The 18841-nt window shown below is 45.1% G+C and carries 19 protein-coding genes and 1 pseudogene; 16 read left to right on the top strand and 4 right to left on the bottom strand.

Annotated features, from left to right (window positions below):
- Nucleotides 1-282 precede the first annotated feature (282 nt).
- The gene (locus NLX74_RS16195) at nucleotides 283-813 is read right to left on the bottom strand and encodes a cysteine hydrolase family protein (protein ID WP_254329306.1); all 531 of its coding nucleotides are present in this window, start codon (nucleotides 811-813) and stop codon (nucleotides 283-285) included.
- Between the two features lie 133 nt (nucleotides 814-946).
- Here NLX74_RS16195 and tsaE point away from each other — a divergent pair, with 133 nt between their 5' ends.
- From tsaE to tsaD, 4 genes are read left to right on the top strand one after another with little or no spacing between them, the layout of a single operon-like run.
- The gene (tsaE, locus tag NLX74_RS16190; RefSeq protein ID WP_254329305.1) at nucleotides 947-1426 is read left to right on the top strand and encodes a tRNA (adenosine(37)-N6)-threonylcarbamoyltransferase complex ATPase subunit type 1 TsaE; all 480 of its coding nucleotides are present in this window, start codon (nucleotides 947-949) and stop codon (nucleotides 1424-1426) included.
- A gap of 3 nt (nucleotides 1427-1429) precedes the next feature.
- Nucleotides 1430-2209, top strand: coding sequence for a tRNA (adenosine(37)-N6)-threonylcarbamoyltransferase complex dimerization subunit type 1 TsaB (tsaB, locus tag NLX74_RS16185; protein WP_254329304.1), 780 nt, complete (start codon nucleotides 1430-1432; stop codon nucleotides 2207-2209).
- Between the two features lie 17 nt (nucleotides 2210-2226).
- On the top strand, nucleotides 2227-2742 hold the full coding sequence (rimI, locus tag NLX74_RS16180; RefSeq protein WP_039269584.1) for a ribosomal protein S18-alanine N-acetyltransferase: 516 nt from the start codon (nucleotides 2227-2229) through the stop codon (nucleotides 2740-2742).
- Entirely contained in the window at nucleotides 2739-3803 is a 1065-nt protein-coding gene (gene tsaD, locus NLX74_RS16175) for a tRNA (adenosine(37)-N6)-threonylcarbamoyltransferase complex transferase subunit TsaD (RefSeq protein WP_023987471.1), read from the top strand. The genes rimI and tsaD overlap by 4 nt, the downstream gene beginning before the upstream one ends.
- Before the next feature lie 546 nt (nucleotides 3804-4349).
- Here tsaD and NLX74_RS16170 read toward each other — a convergent pair.
- The gene (locus NLX74_RS16170) at nucleotides 4350-6314 is read right to left on the bottom strand and encodes an ABC-F family ATP-binding cassette domain-containing protein (protein ID WP_039270134.1); all 1965 of its coding nucleotides are present in this window, start codon (nucleotides 6312-6314) and stop codon (nucleotides 4350-4352) included.
- Between the two features lie 270 nt (nucleotides 6315-6584).
- Between NLX74_RS16170 and NLX74_RS16165 the strand changes: the two genes are divergently transcribed.
- From NLX74_RS16165 to NLX74_RS16125, 9 genes and pseudogenes are all read left to right on the top strand, one after another.
- Entirely contained in the window at nucleotides 6585-7217 is a 633-nt protein-coding gene (locus NLX74_RS16165; protein WP_254329437.1) for a 5-formyltetrahydrofolate cyclo-ligase, read from the top strand.
- A gap of 52 nt (nucleotides 7218-7269) precedes the next feature.
- A complete protein-coding gene (gene moaC / locus NLX74_RS16160; protein WP_013309211.1) occupies nucleotides 7270-7758 on the top strand; it encodes a cyclic pyranopterin monophosphate synthase MoaC in 489 nt (162 codons plus the stop codon).
- 113 nt (nucleotides 7759-7871) lie between these two features.
- Nucleotides 7872-8354: a MogA/MoaB family molybdenum cofactor biosynthesis protein gene (locus NLX74_RS16155; protein WP_013309212.1), complete on the top strand. Its 483-nt coding sequence runs from the start codon at nucleotides 7872-7874 to the stop codon at nucleotides 8352-8354.
- 102 nt (nucleotides 8355-8456) lie between these two features.
- Entirely contained in the window at nucleotides 8457-8708 is a 252-nt protein-coding gene (locus NLX74_RS16150; protein ID WP_235307623.1) for a twin-arginine translocase TatA/TatE family subunit, read from the top strand.
- 111 nt (nucleotides 8709-8819) lie between these two features.
- Nucleotides 8820-9587, top strand: coding sequence for a twin-arginine translocase subunit TatC (gene tatC / locus NLX74_RS16145; protein WP_254329303.1), 768 nt, complete (start codon nucleotides 8820-8822; stop codon nucleotides 9585-9587).
- Between the two features lie 357 nt (nucleotides 9588-9944).
- Nucleotides 9945-10226, top strand: coding sequence for a co-chaperone GroES (gene groES, locus NLX74_RS16140; protein ID WP_007429271.1), 282 nt, complete (start codon nucleotides 9945-9947; stop codon nucleotides 10224-10226).
- Between the two features lie 73 nt (nucleotides 10227-10299).
- On the top strand, nucleotides 10300-11928 hold the full coding sequence (gene groL / locus NLX74_RS16135; protein ID WP_013369880.1) for a chaperonin GroEL: 1629 nt from the start codon (nucleotides 10300-10302) through the stop codon (nucleotides 11926-11928).
- 166 nt (nucleotides 11929-12094) lie between these two features.
- Nucleotides 12095-12513, top strand: a pseudogene (locus NLX74_RS16130) (transcriptional regulator); the annotation flags it as partial.
- A gap of 163 nt (nucleotides 12514-12676) precedes the next feature.
- Nucleotides 12677-12904 (top strand): hypothetical protein, encoded by a 228-nt coding sequence (locus tag NLX74_RS16125; RefSeq protein WP_254329302.1) that lies wholly within the window; start codon nucleotides 12677-12679, stop codon nucleotides 12902-12904.
- 171 nt (nucleotides 12905-13075) lie between these two features.
- Here NLX74_RS16125 and NLX74_RS16120 read toward each other — a convergent pair whose 3' ends face one another.
- Entirely contained in the window at nucleotides 13076-13483 is a 408-nt protein-coding gene (locus tag NLX74_RS16120) for a MerR family transcriptional regulator (protein WP_254329301.1), read from the bottom strand.
- Nucleotides 13484-13677: 194 nt separating this feature from the next.
- Here NLX74_RS16120 and NLX74_RS16115 point away from each other — a divergent pair, with 194 nt between their 5' ends.
- The 3 genes from NLX74_RS16115 to NLX74_RS16105 all read left to right on the top strand — a co-directional run bounded on the left by NLX74_RS16115 (nucleotide 13678) and on the right by NLX74_RS16105 (nucleotide 17536).
- Entirely contained in the window at nucleotides 13678-14622 is a 945-nt protein-coding gene (locus tag NLX74_RS16115; protein WP_254329300.1) for an MBL fold metallo-hydrolase, read from the top strand.
- 603 nt (nucleotides 14623-15225) lie between these two features.
- A complete protein-coding gene (locus NLX74_RS16110) occupies nucleotides 15226-16107 on the top strand; it encodes an AraC family transcriptional regulator (protein WP_254329299.1) in 882 nt (293 codons plus the stop codon).
- A gap of 100 nt (nucleotides 16108-16207) precedes the next feature.
- Nucleotides 16208-17536 (top strand): prolyl oligopeptidase family serine peptidase, encoded by a 1329-nt coding sequence (locus NLX74_RS16105; RefSeq protein WP_254329298.1) that lies wholly within the window; start codon nucleotides 16208-16210, stop codon nucleotides 17534-17536.
- Between the two features lie 203 nt (nucleotides 17537-17739).
- Here NLX74_RS16105 and NLX74_RS16100 read toward each other — a convergent pair whose 3' ends face one another.
- Nucleotides 17740-18528, bottom strand: coding sequence for a polysaccharide deacetylase family protein (locus NLX74_RS16100; protein WP_165176372.1), 789 nt, complete (start codon nucleotides 18526-18528; stop codon nucleotides 17740-17742).
- Nucleotides 18529-18841 lie beyond the last annotated feature (313 nt).

Below are 18841 nucleotides of genomic sequence, written 5' to 3'. Positions count from 1 at the left end.
TTCTGAAAATTATGATCATAAATTGAATTTTCTGTTAAAAAAGAAAGTTCCAATCCATAGGTGAAAAAGTTTTCTTCGACCAATATCTTCTAACTCATCGCTGGGTAAAAAAAAGCCTCCAAAATTTTCTGAAGACGGCTTTGCCTTTCAATATTCATGATCTTCGTCCTATTGTGCCAACTTGCTTCTCAAGGTGTCCTTGAAAGGGCGGTTTTTCGCATGAACTAAAAAAGAAGCCGACTTGCTTGAAAGCAATCGGCTTGGAACATAAAACTTCAACAATTACGAAAAATGTACATCTTCCGTCGCAAGTAAACGCACAAAACGATTGCCAAGCATCCCATTATGATGAGCTACAATTTGTTCACTGCTTAGCACCTTGCTATCAAATGTACTATGCGCATCCAACACGAGCACATTGTTCTGATATCCCAGACTATAGGCGCTTCGGCAAGTCGTGTCGAGGCAAAACTCGGTCTGCATCCCCGCGATTACGAGTTGATCGGCCCCCAGTTCCTTCAGTACATGGCCCAATTCGGTTTGGTAGAAGCTGTCCCAGGATGATTTACGGACAATTCGTTCATGAGGAAGAGGACGCACTACGTCGGCGATGGCCCAGCCTACACTGTTTTCTCGGAAATCCTCATCCGCTTCATCGGTATGCTGTACAAAAATCACTGGTGTACCTGCAGCTCTGGCTTTGTCCAAAAGCTGCTGCAAATGCGCTACAACTTCCTGCTCACGATACAGCTTCTCATCATACATGAACATCGCCTGCTGAACATCAATCATGAGTAAAACGGTTTGCCCCATCGTTTCAATCCCTCCCTGTGTGTATCACTAACTTACAATAGCATGTCTTCATGCCTTGCGGCGACATAAGGTGAACTATATAATAAAGAACAAGTTGGAACGGTCCGATTCGGACGAAAGGTGATTAAAATATATGACAATTTCGCAGGAGCAGTTTACGTTCCGTTCTGTCTCAGAGGCACAGACCGGGTCATTGGCAGGTTTTTTGGCAGCCAAAGCGGTTCCCGGAACGGTGATTGTGCTGGATGGAGATCTGGGAGCGGGCAAAACTGCTTTTTCCAAGGCTTTTGCCGGCCATTTAGGTGTGCCGGGCATCGTAAATAGTCCAACCTTTACCCTCATTAAGGAGTACGAGGGCCGATTGCCTTTGTATCATATGGATGTGTACCGGATTTCCCAGGACGAGGCGGAGGATCTCGGGCTGGACGAATATTTTTACGGGACAGGAGTATGTCTGGTGGAATGGGGTAGTATTATACCGGATATATTGCCAGAGCAGCGGCTTCACCTGTATATAGAAACAACGGATGTGGGGGAGCGCTTGATTCACCTGACCGGGTACGGCGAGCCTTATGAACAATGGTGCCGCAGTTTGCGGGAGAATGGAGTTTGAACCATGCAAAGAGAGCATACAGATGTGAATGTAAAGCCGCGTGAGCGGTTTTTGACGTTAGATACAGCGACGACCGTGATGGCGGCCGCTCTGATGAATGGAAGAGAATTGCTGGGAGAAAGCAACGTCTATGGCGAACGTAATCACTCCGTGCATGTGATTACCGAGCTGGAACGACTGCTGAATGAAGAAGGGCTGACACGAGATGATGTAGATGGTATTGCAGTTGGTGTTGGACCGGGGTCTTATACCGGTATCCGGATTGCGGTGACCGCAGCCAAAACACTCGCTTGGGCCTGGGGTATCCCGGTGACGTCCATATCCACTTTGCACGCTTTGGCGTGGGGTGGTTGGAATCGTGGTATCGAGATGAAGGGACAAGAAGATAAAAATGAGTCTGTGAATAACGGTTCATCCGGAGCGCAGGCAGCAGACTGGATTGTGCCTGTGCTGGATGCGCGCCGTGGTCAGGTTTACACGGGGCTGTTCGCCGTGAATACAGTTGACGACGTCGAGAGTCCGCAACGGCTGGAGGCTTTGCCCTCTGAAGAGCGTCCTCCGGTCATTTGGCTAGTCGGTGAAACGGCGGTTCACGCCGAAACAGCCGAGCGCCTGCGTGCTTGGAGCGAGCTACGTATCATACCTTATGAGCTGGAGGGAAGATGGGTTGGCCGCCTTGGGGCGGATAAGCTGCTTCGTCAAGAACATGACGAGCTACATACGCTGGTTCCTAATTATACCCAGCTGGCGGAGGCGGAAGCCAATCTGCTTCGTCAGCGCTGAAGAGAGCGGTGAACAACATGGCAAAGAACATACAGCGGGAAGAGAAACTTGAGTTTCGCTTGATGCAACTGGATGATATTCCCGATGTGCTGGAGATTGAGCATGAAGCGTTCACGCTGCCGTGGACGGAGGAAGCATTCCGCAATGAGCTGACGATGAATCATTTCGCTAAATATATGATTATGGAACTAGACGGACGAGCCATTGGTTACGCAGGCATGTGGACGATTATGGATGAGGCCCATATTACGAATATTGCGATTCGTGAGGCTTATCGTGGACGCAAGCTTGGGGACAAGCTGTTGGATGAGCTGATGCAGACCGCCTCTTATTTAGGGATGGAACGTATGACGCTGGAGGTGCGGGTAACGAACCGGATCGCTCAGGGCTTGTATGAGAAAAAAGGCTTTAAGCCCGCAGGTGTGCGCAAAGGCTATTATTCGGATAATAACGAGGATGCCGTGATCATGTGGGCGGATCTTCCCGCGCATGGGGCATCCGGTGAACAGGAAGGAAGCGTGCAGAAGCAATGACGCAAGAGGAAAAAGCAGGTACAGGCTCCGCCTCCGGCGAGCCTTGCTATATACTGGCAGTGGAAACGAGTTGTGATGAGACGGCTGTTTCTGTCGTGAAAAATGGTACAGAGGTGCTCTCAAATTTGATTTCCAGTCAGATTGAAACACACAAAGCCTTTGGTGGTGTTGTGCCAGAGGTGGCTTCACGCAAACATGTGGAGAGCATCACCTACATGCTGGACGAGGCCATGCAAACATCGGGAATTACCCCTCGTGAGATTTCGGCGGTTGCCGTGACACAAGGACCAGGACTGGTTGGCGCATTGTTGGTTGGGATTGTCGCTGCCAAGAGTGCTGCCTTGGCGTTCGGCAAGCCATTAATCGGGACGCATCATATCGCGGGACATATTTATGCCAATCAGCTGGAGCATGATATCGTATATCCGTGCATTGCTCTCGTTGTGTCAGGAGGACATACAGAGCTGGTGCTGATGGAGTCCGAAGGTCATTTTCAACTCATTGGTCGTACAAGAGATGATGCGGTTGGGGAAGCCTACGACAAAGTAGCGAGAGCGATTGGGTTTCCGTATCCCGGTGGCCCGCATGTGGATCGTGTGGCTCATGAATCGGAGGAAGTGGTTACTTTGCCGCGTGCATGGCTGGAGCCGGATTCTTATGATTTTAGCTTTAGCGGTTTGAAATCTGCGGTGCTGAATGTAATTAACCAGACGAAAATGCGCGGAGAAACCGTTCATGTGGGAGCGATCGCAAGAGGCTTTCAAGAGTCGGTCGTCGAGGTGCTGGTGGAAAAGGCGATTCGTGCCATGCGTGAATACGGTGCGAAGCAGCTTCTGCTTTGTGGCGGTGTGGCTGCTAATCGCGGACTGCGTACAGCATTGCGGGAGCGCTGTGAGCGCGAAGGAATCGAGCTGCTTGTACCATCGATGAAATATTGCACAGATAATGCAGCGATGATCGGCGCTGCGGCCTACGCCAAATGGAAGCGCGGGGAATTTACCTCATTGGATATGAAGGCTGATCCAGGGCTGTCTCTGGAAGAATGGTCTGTCCAAACTTAATTGAAGAAGAATGAGCAAGACACGGCACAGTTGAGTCGTGTCTTTTTTGTTCCGCTCCATAACTATCATAAAATATAAATTCAAGAGGATAAAATACAGGAGTTTGAGCAAATGAATGGCAGCCTCTCATTCACTCGCATTATTCGTCACAATTGTTCACGATTTTTCATGATCCATCAAAAAAATCAGGAATTTTGATATTGCCCGAATAATGATGTGATTTGTCAAGTTGTGAACAAAGTTATCCACATATACCGCTTCGAATGTGGATAACCGAGTCTAAAGCAAGCAGGCTAAGACTTTTTGAAGATAACAAGTTGGGGGATATGTAACACCTTTAGTTCTTGTGAAATCTGTGGATAATGTGGATAAAAGGGTGGATAAATTTGGTTTTCATTTGAAAATGGCTTTTTATCAATAAAAAAATGGCCCAAAAGGCCATTTTTCAATCTCATTCATACACATAAGCTGTGGATAATCTTGTGTACAAAAATATAGAAGAGGAAAATGTGAAATTTTTAAGGCTAAGATTTTATGCAGTAGTTTTTATTCTTCTAACAGCTCTTCCCAAGAGGTATAGGTTTCAGTCAATTCCTGTTTATGGGTGTCGAGTTGTGCCTGAATATTCTGAAGCGCTGTGTAATCCTGATAAATCTCAGGCAGGGTCATTTGTTCCTCCAGCCCTAAAATTTGTTCTTCCAGCGTTTTGATCTGGTTTTCCAATGCCTCCAGCTTGCGTTGACGGCTACGTTCCTCGCTTTTGGCTTGTTTGTCTGCCGCATAGGTGGCGGCGCGTGATTTGGATGTGGTCTCGTCTGTCACAGATGCAGAGGTAGCCGATGTTTTGCCGCGTGTGGCCTGATTTGCCTCCAGAGCTTCTTGCGCAATTTCCTCTAACTCCTGCTTTTTGGCTACATAGTCATCATAATTCCCCAGGAAATGTTCTATCCCCCCAGGATGAAGCTCGATGACACGTTCCGCCATTTTGTTCAGGAAATAACGGTCATGGGAAATGAACAACAGCGTACCGTCATAGTCCATCAAAGCCGCTTCCAGCACTTCCTTGCTAAACAGATCCAGATGGTTGGTAGGCTCATCTAGAATTAACACGTTGGCTTCGCGCAGCATGAGCTTGGCCAGAGATACACGGGCTTTTTCCCCTCCGCTTAATGCAGCTACCTTTTTTAATACATCGTCACCGCTAAACAGGAAATTACCCAGCACTGTACGAATACGTGCTTCTTCCATATGAGGGTACTCGCTCCACAACTCCTCCAGTACGGTATTGGCTGGGTTCAGGTTCGTCTGCTCCTGGTCATACAGGCCGATTTTGATTTTCGTGCCCCAGTGGATGGAGCCAGCAGCAGGTTTAAGTGATCCGGTCAGACATTTGAGCAACGTCGATTTTCCGATCCCGTTCGGACCAATCAGTGCCACGGTATCTCCACGTTTTAAGTCGAACGATGCGTGCTGGAATAAAGGCTTTTTACCTTCATACCCCACAGAGAGGTCACGTACCTCCAGTACTTCCTTACCTGACATATGGGCTGTTTCAAAGGAAAAATGAGCCTTTTTCAAATCTCCCATGGGCCGATCCATACGCTCCATTTTATCTAGCTGCTTGCGCCGACTTTGAGCGCGTTTGGTCGTGGAAGCCCGCACGATATTACGTTGTACGAATGCTTCTAAACGGGCAATTTCTCCTTGCTGCTTTTCGTAATGCTTCAGATTCGTTTCGTACTCGGCAGCCTTCAGCTCCATGTAGCGGCTGTAGTTGCCTGTATATCGAGTAGAACGATGGCGTTCAATTTCAATAATCGTCGTTACCAGTCGGTCCAGGAAATAACGGTCATGTGATACCACCAGCAGAGAACCGGAGTAGCCGCGCAAATAATCCTCCAACCAGGTCAGTGTTTGAATATCCAGATAGTTGGTAGGCTCATCGAGCATAAGGACATCTGGTGCGAGCAGTAGGATGCGCGCTAGCGCAAGCCGAGTTTTCTGTCCTCCGCTCAGAGTAGCTACGGGCGTCTCAGGTGCAAATGAACCAAAGCCCATACCGTGCAGCACGCTGCGAATACGGGTCTCCATTTCATAACCACCGTGATCCTTGAACCAGTCTGAGCGTCGTGCATAGCGTTCCAGCAGATCTGCGTAGCGTTTTTCGTTTTGAGCATTGGCCAGGTCAGCGATGTCCTGTTCCATTTGCCGCAGTTCCCGTTCCGCTTCAATCAGGGGAGTGAACACCAGCATCATTTCCCCCCAGATAGAACGGTCAGAATTCAAGCCGCTGTTTTGCGCCAGATAACCGATGCTGGTCTCCTTCGCCTTGAAAATTTGTCCACTGTCATAGGATATTTCACCAGCAATAATTTTGAGCAGGGTCGATTTGCCTGCACCGTTCACACCTACGAGTCCAATACGTTCACGTTCCAATATTTGAAGGTTAATCCCGTCCAGAACGGGCTCAATTCCATAAGATTTAGTAATTCCGGTTACTTGCAATAGCATAGCGTATCGTTCCTCCATTACATTTTGCACAGTTCTACCTGCTTTCTTCACAGGTACCTTCCTTCCAGTTTACATGAAATTACCCACTATTGCACTGCTTTCACCCTGTAAACCCTTGAGCCGCGTGTAGTCAATTTGTATAAACAATGATAAACTTAAACGAGAAGTGAAAAAGAATGAAAAAAACTTGCAACGTACAGCACTTACTGACAAATGGGACAATAGTAACGTTTTAAAGATTATCGACGATTGTGCGGGAGGGCGGATGTGATGGATGTCTGTAATGTGAAGAACGCGCTGCGTTTGCAGCAACGGGAAGCGCGTGACTCCATGGACCCGCTGACAAGGCAGAAGGCATCGGCTGTGGCCTGTCGGCATGCAATCGAGGCATGGGAGCAGCTTAGAATAGACAGAAACGGAGATAAGCTAACCTTATTTAGTTATCTCTCTTTTGGCAGCGAGATTTCGACGACTCCCCTCATTGAGCATTGCTGGTCACAGGGAGATCGTGTCCTGGCCCCAAGAGTGAACCCGGTAACTCGGACTATGGAGCTGAGGGAGATGGATCAGTACGGAGATATTGTACCCGGCATCTGGAACATCCCTGAGCCTGCTTTGACATGCAAGGAATGGTCGCCTGAAATGTGGACGGGAATTGACTGGGTTGTTGTGCCCGGCTTGGCCTTTGATCGTCGTGGGGGCAGGATCGGCTACGGCGGAGGCTATTATGACCGCTTTACCGTACAGGTAGAGGCAGAGAAGCGTAACAACAGCCATGCAGGTCCGCTTTATGTCTCGCTGCTGTTGCCGGGACAATTGCTGACACAGGTGCCCATGGAGCCAAGGGATTTGCGAGTGGACGTGCTGTTTACTCTGGATGGACGCTTAGATTGTGATTATTGACAAATGATGAATGAAGTAAAGTTGGGTATGTGAAAGGAGTTGTGAGGGAGTCGTGGATTCCTTTACTCATTTTAATGAACAGGGACGGGCTCGGATGGTAGATATTTCGGGTAAAACGTCTACGATTCGTACAGCAGTTGCCGTGACTCAGATTACGATGAATCCGGCTACATTGACGGCTGTAAAAGAAGGAAGAATCGGCAAGGGTGATGTTCTTGCTGTGGCCCAGGTCGCAGGGATTCAAGGCGCGAAAAAAACGTCAGACTGGATACCGATGTGTCATCCACTGGCCCTGACAGGCGTGAACATTACTTTTTCCGATAATGGACATGATGTGCTTCATATTGAAGTTGAAGTGAAGACCGAAGGTAAGACAGGTGTAGAAATGGAAGCTTTGACAGCGGCTTCAGCCGCAGCGTTAACCGTGTATGATATGTGCAAGGCGCTGCAAAAAGATATGATCATCGGCCCTACCATGCTGCAATCTAAAACAGGTGGCAAGCATGGGGATTTTCAAAGGGAGGACCACCGGGAACCTTGACATAGACAACATTGTCGCCGAGAGGGTACTGTGATGTGATGGAGGATGCAGCGTGGCTGTTTCTGATTTTCAGAAGAGAAAGTATTCTTTCATGATAGGAGAAGGGTGATCTTATGGTGTGGAAAACGGCGATCCTAACAGCCAGTGATAAAGGGGCAAGGGGAGAGCGTGAGGATACAAGCGCACAGGTCATCCGGGAACTCATCGAAGAAGAACTGGGCGGAGAGATTGTGGAATACCGGATCGTTCCCGATGAACCGGATGAAATTATTGCAGCTTTAATCGAAATGACCGATTATTTTCATGCGGACCTGGTACTAACTACGGGTGGAACCGAGCTGGCGATCCGTGATGTGACACCGGAGGCGACTAGGCGGGTTGTGGAACGGGAAGTGCCAGGCATGGCGGAAGCCATGAGAATGATCGTGATGCAGAAAAATCCAGCGGCTATGCTATTCCGTGGAATCGTAGGAATACGCGGACGTACACTGATCGTCAATTTGCCAGGAACGCCCAAAGGTGTGCATGAAAATTTGGCAGCGATAATGGACCAACTTCCAGAAGCGCTGCTTATGGTGACAGGCCAGTTCCGATAGAAGGCAGCACATCGTGTGTGGTATGATACCTATAGAATTTATAAGGCCGTATACGGACAAAGATTGTTATTTTGTCCGTCAACATAAGGAGGATTACTACACATGCCCAATATTGGAGCACCGGGTTATATTTTGTTAATTATTCTGGCGCTGCTGCTATTTGGTCCGAACAAGCTGCCTGAGTTGGGTCGAGCTGTAGGGCGTACATTCCGTGAGTTTAAAAACGGGGCACGCGATATTTTATCAGAAGATGAACGGACTGAGCGTAAAGACAGCAAAGATAGTGTGGTCAAAGCATCACCAACGACGTCTTCAGAAGTTCAACCTCAGCCTGAGGATAAACGCTTGTCATAGATTTAGTGATCGATTCTTGATCTAGTACAATAAACAAAAGCCTCTTCTTCAGTGAAGGGCTTTATTTTTTAGGAGGCGCTGCTGCGTTCCGTTCAGAAAGGAGGAGTGGACTTGACCCCATCAGAGCATGAAATGCCGCTAATGGAACATCTGGGAGAGCTTCGCCGCAGAATTATCTATGTGCTAATTGTATTTGTATTGGCACTGGTTGGTGGTCTGTTCGCGGCGGGTTCTGTCTATGACTGGCTTATTCGCTCCGGTTCGGCGCAAGCTTTTCAGTTAAACGCGTTTTCCTTTTGGGACGGGATCGGTATCTACATGAAGATCGCCATGATCATCGGGATTGCGGTGGCGCTACCGTTTGCTTGCTATCAACTGTGGAAGTTTGTCAGCCCGGGCTTAAGACCACAAGAACGAAGTGCGACTTTGCGGTATGTGCCTTATGTGCTGCTTTTGTTCATCATTGGGACAGCTTTTGCTTATTTCATTATTTTCCCGATGGCAATTCAGTTTACATCATCGGTCACCAAAAGTATGGGATTACAGGAAACGTACGGGATCGCACAATATTTCACCTTTATGTTTAATATTGTACTACCTGTAGCGCTGCTGTTTGAGCTCCCCCTGCTTATCATGTTTCTGACGGGAATTCATGTTTTAACACCAATGCGGCTTCGCAAGTGGCGGAAGATTTCTTATTTTCTGCTTGTGTTCGTTGCGGTTGTCATTACCCCGCCGGACTTTATTTCCGATTTTTTGGTGGCGATTCCGTTGCTGGTGCTGTATGAAGTGAGCGTGTATTTGTCTTCGGTCGTGTACCGCAGGCAGCTGCGTGCACAGGAGGAACGTGAGGCCCAATTGCGTGTAGCTTCAGAATAATAAGGCAGGACCTGAATGGCTCAGTAAACAATTTATTCGGGTCCGCGCTACATGTCTTGCAGATGATGAATGGCATTTTGTATATCATGACTATTTATAGAGCATAACAGCAGCAGCTTAGCTGCCTTAAAAATAACCTTTAGCCTTGAGTTAACGGTTATTTTTCAGATAGATGGATATAATCGGGAAGGGCTGTCCATAAAAATTCCCATAAAAAATACATTAGGGACTTGAAATTCAATCCCAAGTTGAGTATCATAAAGTTGGTTGTTAGCACTGACGACTGTCGAGTGCTAATACATACAACATAACAACCAAATTACAGGATAAAACACTTAATAAGGAGGCTATTTTTTCATGATCAAACCTTTGGGTGAACGCGTATTGGTGGAAGCAATTGAGCAAGAGACAACGACTTCCTTCGGGATCGTACTTCCTGACTCTGCCAAGGAAAAGCCGCAAGAAGGCAAAATTATCGCGGTTGGCGCAGGCGCATTGAAAGACGGTGCCCGTATTCCTCTGGAAGTAAAAGAAGGCGACCGTGTCATTTTCTCTAAATACGCTGGAACGGAAATCAAATATGAAGGTAAAGAATATTTGATTATGAAAGAAAGCGATATCCACGCGATCATCGGTTAACCGGAACCCGGACAAGACCTGAATATAGGAATTGAAACAAATCATTCATAATCCATAGGGAGGTTTATCACAAATGGCTAAAGATATTAAATTCAGTGAAGACGCTCGTCGCTCTATGTTGCGCGGGGTTGACGCATTGGCTAATGCTGTTAAAGTAACACTCGGACCGAAAGGCCGTAACGTTGTACTGGAGAAAAAATTCGGTAGCCCGCTCATCACCAATGACGGTGTAACGATTGCAAAAGAAATCGAGCTGGAAGACGCGTTCGAAAACATGGGCGCTCAACTGGTTAAAGAAGTAGCAACCAAAACGAACGATGTAGCTGGTGATGGTACGACTACTGCTACTGTTTTGGCTCAAGCCCTTATCACAGAAGGCCTGAAAAACGTAACTGCTGGCGCAAGCCCAATCGGTATCCGTAAAGGGATCGACAAAGCGGTTAAAGCGGCTGTCGCTGAACTGCAAGCCATCTCCAAACCAATCGAAAGCAAACAATCCATTGCTCAAGTAGCTGGTATTTCCGCTGCTGATGACGAAGTAGGCGAACTGATCGCTGAAGCTATGGAAAAAGTGGGCAAAGACGGTGTAATCACTGTTGAAGAATCCCGCGGTTTTGCAACAGAGCTGGAAGTGGTTGAAGGTATGCAATTTGACCGTGGCTACATTTCCCCGTACATGATTACAGATACGGACAAAATGGAAGCTGTACTGGACAATCCGTATATCCTGATCACAGACAAAAAAATCACAAACACACAAGAAATCCTGCCATTGCTTGAAAAAATTGTACAACAAGGCAAGCCACTCGTTCTGATCGCTGAAGACATCGAAGGTGAAGCACTGGCTATGCTCGTTGTTAACAAACTGCGTGGTACATTCAACGCTGTAGCTGTTAAAGCTCCAGGCTTTGGTGACCGTCGTAAAGCAATGCTGCAAGATATCGCTGCCCTTACAGGCGGTCAAGTGATTACAGAAGAACTGGGTCTGGACTTGAAAACCGCTTCCGTAGACCAACTGGGTACAGCACGTCAAGTGCGTATCACTAAAGAAAATACGATTGTGGTTGACGGTGCTGGAAACAAAGCCGACATCGACGCTCGTGTTAGCCAAATCCGCACGCAACTGGAAGAAACTACTTCCGAGTTCGACAAAGAGAAACTGCAAGAGCGTCTGGCTAAATTGTCCGGCGGCGTAGCAGTCATCAAAGTTGGTGCGGCTACTGAAACAGAATTGAAAGAACGCAAACTGCGCATCGAAGATGCCTTGAACGCAACCCGTGCTGCGGTTGAAGAAGGTATCGTATCCGGTGGTGGTGTAGCGCTCCTGAACGTATACAAAGCAGTTGCAGCTGTTGAACTGCAAGGCGACGAGCAAACAGGCGTGAACATCGTGTTGCGCGCTCTGGAAGCTCCAATCCGCACCATTGCTGCTAACGCAGGTGAAGAAGGCTCTGTAATCGTTGAGCGTCTGAAACGCGAAGAAGTTGGCGTAGGCTTTAACGCAGCTACTGGCGACTGGGTAAACATGATCGAAGCTGGTATCGTGGACCCTGCGAAAGTAACTCGTTATGCATTGCAAAACGCTGCTTCCGTAGCAGCAATGTTCCTGACTACCGAAGCGGTTATCGCTGACAAGCCAGAACCAGAAAAGGCTGCAATGCCTGACATGGGCGGAATGGGCGGCATGGGTGGAATGATGTAATAAAGGGTATCAAAACCCTGTAATACCGCTATTTAAAAGGCTCCCGAGTGGGAGCCTTTCTTCATTAAATCACGAAAAAATCACATTTCTTGCAAAGGGAGATGATCTTTCGTGAAATTGAAGTTCAATATATCTGCAAAGTGAATTCTTATTTTCTCATTAGCATCTTTTTTCATATGTTGAATACATAGCCGAAACAGCAGATACCATGGAAGGTGAGAAACTTTCGAAGCTGTTAAACGTTATGATAGCTGCTAATCAATATAATTTGGATGTTGATGATGTACTTTCAAGGTTTAAAAAAGACATTGATGCCGTTACTCAACTCCCGACATCTACTGATATGTACAGCCAACAAGTAGTACCCGACTACATTGCATGGTTTGGTTACGAAATGGCTTACTATTATTTAAACAGAGAAAGGTACAGTGATGGTTTTAAACTTACTTTATAATTTGTATTGGCCTGTTTATGCGTTTCCAAGTCTATGCGACTCCTGAAATCAAAACAGAGTTCTCCAATCTAATTGAAAAGGTGTGGATAGGTAATGTTGAGAAAAATGGGACTGTTAATTGTTGTGAGTAGCTTTTGGGTTTTTATAACCGTACCTGGTATCCAGATTCTTGTACAGGTTGGAGGTTCTTAATCGTCATTAAAAAGCTCTGCTAACCTTATGGTCGGCAGAGCTTTCTTCAGTGTAGGAATTACCACACGATTTACCCGAATTTCTATTTCTGAGGTGATCAGCATGAACCATACATATAAAGTGTTAAAATCGGATTTAGAACTATTTGCTGCTGCATTAAGCCAGGCAAGAGTATATATGGTTCAGCCGTTGAACGAGGGTTTGATAGATATTGTGGATTACAGTGGAGCAGTGGAGAATATTACACCGGAGTCGGTTAAGATTAACGGAACCTTTTTCATGAGGAATCAGTTTGAATTTAGAGTAGATGTAAAGGGCTCAACTGGGTAACTGGTATGAGTCTACTTTTTAATGTTCGTTGATAACTACAACAAAAGAAACAATGGTAGCCTAGGACGGGAAAATAAAGCCCTAGCCTATCGCTATTTCATTGAACTAACGTTTCCCGTTAGTTCAATCAATTCTGTTGCCATCGTATATGCTGGTGGTGAACCAGGTCTTCTACATTACTATATCGTCTTTCGTAAGTTTTTGGTACAGCGCTATCTTCTCGTTAGCAAGGGAAATCATGCACTCAAGTTCCTGCCGCTTGGATTCCAGTTCCACCAGATGTTTTTCCAGAATTTCTATCCGTATGTGTAAGGCAGGAGTAAAATTAGCAACTTCTTGCCCTTTTTGAATTTTGTCCAGTATACATCCGTCATGAGTAAATTCCGTAATCTCCTCAAGCGACAATCCCAATTTTTTTAATCTAATTAAACATTGTATATATGAAACCTCACTTTCGGTATAAATGCGTGTCCTTCCATTTCTTCGATTTGGTTCCTGTAGTACTCCAATTTTTTCATAATAGCGAATCGTATAAGGAGTTAGCCCCGTTCTTTCTGATACTTGACTTATAGTAAGCATTGTTTTTTTATGTCACTCCTTTTTTCTAAACCAAAATTTAAAACTATTATACATCTTTAAGTCAACTCGAAGTCGATATTTGCACCTCTAACTTCATTTCAAAAATTTGTGCTTGATTTCTAGTTGACTCTAACTTGTAAGCTAAAGTTGCTAATTGATATACATGAAACATAAATTTGATGGAGGCATAAACAATGAACAACAAATATTTCACGATTCAACAAGCAGCGGAAGGTATCTGGGGTGCTATTTCGGTACCTGGTAGTGGTTCGCTGGGGAATGCAGCAATTATTGACATTGGGGATTTGACCGTTGTTGTGGACACAACCAACCTACCGCATTCTGGTGCTTTGTTACGTCAAACCGCAGAACAATTAACGAATAAACCAATTAAATATGTGATCAATACTCATTTCCATGGAGATCATGTCAACGGCAATCAGGAATTCATGGAAAGTGATTTTATATCTACCGTTTGGACAAGAGATTTGCTATCTGAAATGGGTAAAGTGAATATTGATCTAATGCAACAAAACATTCAGAAGTTAATAAATAGCCTACATCAAGTACGTTCACAAGAAAAAAATCCGCACATGTTAACCGAAATCGGCTATGATCTTTCCGTGCAGAGAGCCTTGTATGATGCTATCCCTTCCCTTCGTAGGGTGATACCCACGATAACTTTTGACGATAAACTAGTTATAAAAGGAGCAAAACGCACTGTCGAAGTTTTATCCTACGGAGGCGGCCATTCTTTAAGCGATGCCGTTATTTACGTGCCTGAAGAACGAACCTTGATTGCTGGTGATTTAATAACCAACAAGACGATTCCGGTCATGCCATACGGTAATCCCTACGCTTGGATACGCATCCTTAGACGCATTCAAAGAGATCTGAAGGTAGATACTGTCATTCCCGGGCATGGAGATGTGTCCACTCCAGATAAAATCCTAGATGTCATTCGCTTTTTAGAAAAAACGATCGCTTATGTGTCTGAAGCTGTGACGAGCGGAAAACCAGAGTCTTACTGGTTAAATGAAGGTGTATTAAATGGCTATGAAGATTGGCATCTAGCTCAGTATTTCAGATGGAATTTTCGCTGGCTCTTCAATACAATGCTTGTTCAAAATAATAGATGAGACACAACTAGTACTCCCTTTAACTCCACCAGATTCACAAGGCCAGTTCTGAGGGCGGATGTAGACGAATAAAACTTTCTGAAGATAAGCCCAAACAAGCTATACAATAGAAGATAAGTTTTACGACGTTCCTCTGCGAGAGTAAATCAAAGATGGGCGGCATGATGTAATAGGTTGAAAAAACCTTATGCATCAAGGGCTTCTATGATTAGACGCCCTGTTTGACCACATAGTGTAAAACAAAAGGCTGATTATGGACACTCTCATAATCAGCCTTTTTTAATGATCCAAAATGCAGTGTTATATATAGATTTGTACATGATCTATAAGGTTTTTTCATTTCATTACGCTTAAGTGAAAGCGTTGACATGATTTTCAACCCACTATATACTTAGCTTAATTAAATGAATAGCACTAGGATTGTTACTGTTACGCAGGCAAAACCTAAGGAACAAAATGTTAAGATCTAAGGATCTTATGTATTTTGTTATACTTAGGTTTTTTTGTTTATAGAGAGAGGAAGGTTAAATACAAGTGGTTTCGGCACTTTGCTGAAGCCATTTTCTTCTATTTATGAGTTCACATCTGAGAGGAGCGACAAACTTGGAATACAAATATGAGCTGGTCCAGGCAGACAATCATTTTCCGTTAAAAATTATAGTTCATTCCTCCAATGAACCAGCGTACATACCTAGGCATTGGCACGACAGCATCGAAATATCCTATGTGCTTTCAGGAAAAATCGATAATATCTATATTGATGGCGCGAGTTATAGCTCCAAAGAAGGAGATATTGTGCTCATTAATTCGAATGCTATTCATTCCTTTTCTGTGGCTAAGGGACAAGGAAGAGAGGCTATAACCGTCCTGATTCCTTCTGGATTTATTCGAGAAAATGTTAACGGCAGTGACCCGATTTCATTTGACTGCATATCCATTTTTGAAACTAACGAGCAGAGATTACAGCATTTTGCGGAGCTGCGTGACTTATTAAACACCTTATTTGCGGCTTATCTCAACCAGCATAATGACCCTTTAGCACATATCCATTTAACATCACTATCTTATAAACTGGTGTATCTGTTATTAATGCATTTTAAAATGGATCATGAATCTATCCGCGGCTTTAACTCCGATAAATATTTGGAGCGGCTGACGTTGATAACCGATTATATCAAAAAGAATTACGATCAAAGTTTATCCTTGGATTCGATAGCTCAGGTTTTTGGGTTGTCTCCCGAATATTTGTCCCGTTTTTTTGTGAAGCATGTAGGGATGACCTTATTTCAATATATCAATGCCATCCGTCTGGAGAGATCTTTTCGAGTTCTCATGAATACGGATCATTCCATCATACAAATTGCGCTGGAGCATGGATTTCCGAACGAGAAGTCTTTTGCCAGGGTATTTAAAAGGGTTTATCAGGCAACACCGCATCAATATCGAAAAGAGAACAAGAGGTATTCTGGAGCAAGGAGTCAGTAATTGACCTGAAATAGGCTAATAAAAGACAGGATACAAATAAAAAAATCATTAAAATAAATAATGTAAGCGTTTTATTAATGGACCCGGGAGGTAAGACATCATGTTTAAACGGTTTCAAAAGGCTGCTAAAACAACTATGTTATTCACTTTAGCTATCGGTACGACCCTTGCTTTCAATTCCGGGGCATGGGCCAAGGATGTAAAGGTACAGTCCACCTCGTACCGGACGGTTGCGGAGGTTAAGGATTGGGGAGCAGCCATTACGAAGATCATTGTTAACCTGGGTAAGCCAGTACCTAAAGATGCGATAACAAAGGATACATTTAAGGTGCATGTGGGAAGAAGCGACAATAGGCTGGTAAATCCCTTTATTGAGAGTGGCAACCGGAAAGTCACCAAGGCCTATGTATCGGACAAAAGTGGCAACCCTGTAAATAAAACCGGGAGCTACGTTGTATTAGAAATGGAAGTCGGCCCAGCCTTAACACTAAGCTCAGCTATTCATTATGATGCGGCAGGTTCCGGGTTTAACGCATGGAATGATAACAAATACACAATCACGCAGCAAAAAGCCATTAAAACCACATCCGGAACGATTTCCGACTTGAAAATTGATACTTCCGCAGGTCAGATACGGAAGCTAGTTGATCAATTTGCAACCGGCAAAGCTACTTTTGACGGGATTACTTTAACCTATGCGGACTATGCACCGCCAAAAGACAAAGTGAAAAACCCCTTGGTGATCTGGCTGCATGGTATGGGTGAGGGAGGTACAGATCCGACGATTCCGATTTCCGGAAATAATGCAGCGAATTTTGCATCTAAAGATATTCAATCCTATTTTGAAGGGGCTTATGTGCTGGCACCTCAGACTCCAACCTACTGGATGGATGGTTTTACAGGCTTCGGAGACGGCACCTCCAAATACGAGCAAGCATTGATGTCCTTAATTAAGGAGTACGTGGCCAAGAACAAAGACATTGATACAAATCGAATTTACATTGGCGGAGACTCCAACGGCGGTTACATGACTATGCTGATGATCCGTGATTATAAAGACTATTTTGCAGCCGCTGTGGTGGCCTGTGAAGCCTTGAAGGACAGCCTTATAACCGATGAACAGATTAACGAAATGAAGGAGCTGCCGATCTGGTTTGTGGCTGCCAAAACCGACACCGTGGTTCCGCCGAACGATTATACGGTTCCGACCTATAACCGTTTAGTGAATGCTGGAGCAAAGGATGTTCATATGTCTTTATTTGATAGCGTAGTAGATACCTCTGGTTTGTACAAAAAGAGCGACCAAACACCGTATGAATACAATGGCCACTGGTCTTGGATTTACGTTTATAACAACGAAGTATCGAAGGTGATTAACGGAAAGAAAATAACGATGATGCAATGGCTAGCCTCCAAAACGTTGGACTGAAAGGTACAGCTAGCAAATGAAAATAGCAATATGATGTAATAGGCTTCTTTAAAGTTCAAGCCAGCCTTACCGTACATTCTCTGTGTCATTCGTTAACAACACATTATCGCTCGGAGAATTATCAGTTCCTTATTGGGTTTTCGCAAAATCCTCATGTATAAAACTCCGTCAACAAATAATTGACGGAGTTTTATTGCTCTCTTTTACTTATTCACTTCAATGAGCCCATCCGGTTTTTCCCGATTAGAGAGCAATTCGGATACCGTGACGAAGGTAAACCCTTTCTTCTTGAGCTCCGGTAAAATGATTTTCAGGGCTTCGACGGTTTGTGTACTTTGATGTACATAATCGTGCATCAGGACAATGTCGCCATTACGGGCGTTGCGAAGCACCCTATTAGCGATACGGTGTACACCTGGTTTTCGCCAATCCAGGGTGTCCTGATGCCAGGACCATAAAATAATTTTCAACCCCTTTTCCTTGGAAAGCTTGACGAGCGAATCGGTGTAGGAGCCGCCGGGGGGTCTAAAAAGATGGGTTCCTGCACCAGTTGCTTGAACGATGCTCGCTTGGCCTTGATCCAATTCTGACAGAGCTTTGTTACGGGAAATATACTGAAAAGATGAATGATAAAAGGTATGATTGCCCACTTCATGCCCTTCTGCTCGTTCTCGTTTCACAATATCAGGAAGCTTTTCTACACGGCTGCCGACGACAAAAAAGGTTGCTTTAGCATTGTACTCTTTAAGCAAATCCAAAATGGCAGGCGTATTGCTTTCGTCCGGTCCGTCATCGAATGTGAGAGCGATAAGCTTACGATGGGTAGGAACTTCCCACACAATATCGCCCCGTTCTTCGTAATAGGCCCTTCCCTTTGTAGGAGTGGGGGAGGCGTATGATGGGGCTTGTGCATTGGTAGATGGAGTGGGACAAGAGCTGATACACAGTAAAGAAACAGCAATTCCAGCGCACAGCAAACGGTTATATTTCATAAGGCTTCTTCTCCGTTCTAACGTATTCTCACATTAGCTTGCCAAGAAGAAGCGTATACCATTCCTCGTTTCTGAAATTCATCCATTCCAATCACTTAAAATTAGATATAATTGCTTCTTCAGCAATGCGCAGATTGCGGAGTTATACTGAAAAAGAGTGATAGCTTGCTTGTTGATAACATCCTGTACCCATGTTAAGTTGTACATATCCATCCTTGGTTTCAATGTGCAGTTGAGGTAGGTCATTGTCCAGTTCGTGAGAGTTTTAATCTGACGAAAAATGAAGAGGTCGGCGGGACAAGCCGCAAAAGCT

It is taken from the genome of Paenibacillus sp. MZ03-122A, assembly GCF_024213325.1.
Lineage (GTDB): Bacteria > Bacillota > Bacilli > Paenibacillales > Paenibacillaceae > Paenibacillus > Paenibacillus polymyxa_B.
The sequence above is the reverse complement of the archived record's forward strand: the minus strand, read 5'-3'. Positions and strand labels throughout refer to the sequence as shown.